This is a genomic window from Bartonella sp. TT119HLJHH, assembly GCF_042193385.1.
Classification (GTDB): Bacteria; Pseudomonadota; Alphaproteobacteria; order Rhizobiales; family Rhizobiaceae; genus Bartonella.
On the sequence record NZ_JBHILS010000036.1, the window covers coordinates 1,760 to 5,320 of the forward strand.

A 3,561-nucleotide genomic window follows, 5' to 3' on the forward strand; every position below is an offset into this window, starting at 1 on the left:
CGTCCAGCCCTTGTCATGACGGCTTTAAGCCGTGAACAGCCTTCCCCTATAACTTTGACGGAGAAAATGATGGATTTGACAGCCATTGCCAGTGCACTATCACTGGCAGAAGATGCTAAAGCGGATGAGGTTTTAGCAACGCTTAAAGCGCGCGAAAAGGAACGCGTGGAATTAAATGCCCAATTAACAAAAGCGCGAGAAGATTTAGCGCTTTTGCAAGAAGAGCAAAAAAACAGTGCCATTGAGAGTCTTTTAGATAAGACCATTGAAGAGGGCAAGATTTTGCCGGCTGCTCGCGAGGAATATCGTGCGCTCTGTAGCCTTGAAGGGGGGATGGAGCATTTTAAAAGTTTGGTCGAGAAATTGCCGGCGCTTGCCTCAACAAGCCCTTTAGAAGTGTGTTCCTTAGCGCAAGAACCAAAGCTTGCTCCAGAAGAGGTTGCCCTTGCGGCACGCCATTATCAGGAAGAGCAGAAGCAAAAAGGCTTCGACATCACCATTAGCCAAGCAGTTGAGTATATTAGCGAGCAAAAGGAGCGCCAATCATGAGTACGATGATTTTGATTAAATCTTTTCGCGCTGGAGATGTGATTTCACCTTATTGCATTGTTGCAGCGCGCGGTGACGGAATGGTGGCAACGGCTTCTGGTAAGGGTGATAAATTATTAGGGACTGCTGGGTCATTGAGTGCAAAGGCTGGTGAGATGATTGATGTTGGCCAATGTGGTTGGGGCGAAGTGGTTTGTGGAGGCAATGTTTCCTTTGGTGATTTTTTGACCTCTGACCCCAAAGGACACGCCATTAAAGCGGAAGCCGCAGATCGCACCATTGGTATTGCCATGAGTGATGGTTCTGCTGGTGATGTTATTTCTTTTAAAATTAATTAATCGAGGCATAAAATGAACAGACCTTTTCCCATTGATCCAACACTCACCGCTATTGCTATTGGTTATCGCAATCCAGCAGGTTCTCTTATTGGCGATAAAGTTTTGCCACGCGTTTGTGTTTTAAGTGAGGTGTTTAAATACAGTGAATTTCCTTTAGCGGAAAATTTTACCGTGCCTGAACTTGAAGTTGGGCGGAAAGGGCGCCCGAATGTGGTGGAATTTTCTGCCTTTGAACGGGAAGCCAGTGTCAAAGATTACGGACTTGATGATCTTATCCCCAATTCAGATATTGAAGCAGCGGCACGCGCACGGGCGGAGCGACGCTCTCGTTATAACCCCGAAAAGACAGCTGTAGAAGGACTTGCCAATTTGCTAGAATTGGGGCGTGAAGTGCGTGTTGCAGCCCTTGTGCAAAGAAGTGAAAATTACGCACCAGAGCGGGTGATTACGCTTAAGGGTGAAAATAAATTTAGCGATTATGAGAAATCTGACCCTTATGCCACTTTAGATGAGGCGATGGATAAAAGTCTCGTCTATACGCCCAACACCATTGTGATGGGCAAAGTTGTTTGGTCAAAACTCAAACGTCATCCCAAAATCATTAAAGCCGTTAAAGGGGGTGGCACTGCTGATGGTTTTGTCACCAAGGCGCAATTTGCTGATCTGATGGAAATACACCCCGATCGTTTACTCATTGGTGAATCGCAAGTGAATTTGGCACGTAAAGGGCGTTCGGCACAATTGGCACGCGTGTGGGGCAATAAGATTGCACTGCTTTATATTGACCCTACCAAACAACAGGCAGATGGTTCGGTGATCAGTTGGGGCTTTAGCGCCCAGTTGGGCGAGCGTTTGTCTGGAGTGATCAATGATCCAGATATCGGCTTATCAGGCGGTAAACGGGTGCGTGTGGGGGAACGGGTGTGTGAATTGGTCGCTGCAAAAGATGCCGGCGTTTTGTTGCAAGAAGTTGTCTAAGGGAAACTTTTAAACATGGCTTATGCAAGCAAAACATTGATTGAAGAGCTCTGGGGTGATGACTTCTTGGATGATTTGTGCGGGATGGATGAGAATTCTGATCCAGTTTTTTCAGAGCAAGCCATTGCCCGCGCGCTCGAACAGGCAAGTGGTGAGATTGATGTGCATTTGTCTCATCGCTACTCAATCCCCATTGCTGGACAGCCAGCGGCTCTGGGTATGATCTGTGTCAATATTGCTGTTTATAATTTAGCCATACGCCATACGGCACTGACCACGACTATTGAAGATCGTTACAAACAGGCGGTTGAACTCTTGAAACGTATTGCCGAAGGCAAAGCGGGTTTAGGCATAGATGAACCTAAAATTATGAGCGAAGATGGACCGGTTCGTGATGGGGCTTTTTTTCATGCCAAGCCGCGTTTGATGGGAAGATAACATGTCTGTTGCAACCCATATTGAGATTAAAGAGACAGGGCTTGAAGCGGCTTTATCCTTTTTGCAAAAGGGAGCTGATAGCTCGATGGGGACTTTGGCACAAGGGGTTGGGCGTCTCATCCAAGAAAGCACAAGGCGGCGGATTCAAAGTGAAAAAATGTCTGCTCAAGGAGAGAAGTGGAAAAACAATCATGCCCGCACTTCCATTCTTTATGCCAGTGGGGCGCTTTCACGCTCCATTGATATGAAAGCTTCACCAGAACAGGTGATTGTGGGCTCTGGGTTGGTTTATGCGCGGATTCATCAATTGGGTGGGGTTATTCGCCCGAAAAATGGCAAGACACTGCGCTTTTTTCTTAAAAGCGGCAAAGCACACCGCTTTGTTTGTGTGCATCAAGTGACCATGCCCGCACGCCCTTATTTGGGGCTTTCAGAGCACAATAAAGTGGAAATTGTCAAAGCGACAGAAGATTGGCTGGAAAGGGTCTTTTCATGAGTCAAACGATCACACAAGCAGGGCGCATTAATCAGTTTCGTGAAGCGGTGATAAGAAGCCTTAAAGGCGCTTTACCGGATGTGCGTGATTGCGGCTGTCAATTTGGACGTTTTAACTTAGAAGAGCTTGAAACACAGATGCTGGTGGCTCCAGCCGTGCGTGTTGCGGTGTTAGAAAGCCGTTTAATTTCTGTTGCTTCTGGACAGATGAGTGCTGATCTTCATTTAGGGGCTTTTATTATTACCACAGGTAAAGAGCGTGATGTTTCCAGTTGGCTTTTAGCAGAAGCTATTGCGGTGCTTTGTCATAGCGGGCAATTGTGGGGACTAACGCATTTGAGTGCCCCGCGTGAGGTGCAAATTGAACCGATTATCTCTGCGGCGATTAAGCAGCGTGGTGTATCGATAAGCGTGGTGGAATGGCACCAAGATTTGCATCAGTTGGGACATGATATTTTTTGTGATGAAGGACAACTCAAAAGTGGTTTGATTTCATGGGACAATGAGGTGGGGGCATGAATGACGCACATCTCTTAAGTGATACCTTTCGACAAATCATGAAGCGTCTTGATGCGCTTGAACGCTGTCTTGCCAACCAGCACATGATCGGGCGGGTTGTGCAAGTTGATGGCCATAGGGTGCGGGTGAAACTTTCCGAACAGGGTTCCAATAGACAAGCGGTTTTATCGCCTTGGTTGCAAGCGCAAGAAGCTTCTGGCGCTCTCTCAAGCAATATGCCCCTCCATGTTGGTGATCCGGTGCG

General features: G+C 47.2%; 6 protein-coding genes and 1 pseudogene. All 7 read left to right on the top strand.

The genetic code is table 11. The annotated features are described in order from the left end of the window. A partial coding sequence (locus ACFIJL_RS08455; protein ID WP_375624207.1) for a phage protease occupies positions 1-549 on the top strand: 549 nt, incomplete at its 5' end. After that, complete coding sequence (locus ACFIJL_RS08460) at positions 546-887, top strand: hypothetical protein (protein WP_375613753.1); 342 nt, start codon at positions 546-548, stop codon at positions 885-887. The genes ACFIJL_RS08455 and ACFIJL_RS08460, both read left to right, overlap by 4 nt. 12 nt (positions 888-899) lie before the next feature. After that, the gene (locus tag ACFIJL_RS08465; protein WP_375612338.1) at positions 900-1,865 is read left to right on the top strand and encodes a capsid protein; all 966 of its coding nucleotides are present in this window, start codon (positions 900-902) and stop codon (positions 1,863-1,865) included. Between the two features lie 15 nt (positions 1,866-1,880). After that, positions 1,881-2,303: a gp436 family protein gene (locus ACFIJL_RS08470; RefSeq protein ID WP_375624209.1), complete on the top strand. Its 423-nt coding sequence runs from the start codon at positions 1,881-1,883 to the stop codon at positions 2,301-2,303. A gap of 1 nt (position 2,304) precedes the next feature. Then, on the top strand, positions 2,305-2,799 hold the full coding sequence (locus tag ACFIJL_RS08475) for a phage virion morphogenesis protein (RefSeq protein ID WP_375612328.1): 495 nt from the start codon (positions 2,305-2,307) through the stop codon (positions 2,797-2,799). Then, a complete protein-coding gene (locus tag ACFIJL_RS08480; protein ID WP_375612329.1) occupies positions 2,796-3,317 on the top strand; it encodes a hypothetical protein in 522 nt (173 codons plus the stop codon). The genes ACFIJL_RS08475 and ACFIJL_RS08480 overlap by 4 nt, the downstream gene beginning before the upstream one ends. Beyond that, positions 3,314-3,561: pseudogene (locus ACFIJL_RS08485) on the top strand (baseplate assembly protein); the annotation flags it as partial. The gene ACFIJL_RS08480 and the pseudogene ACFIJL_RS08485, both read left to right, overlap by 4 nt.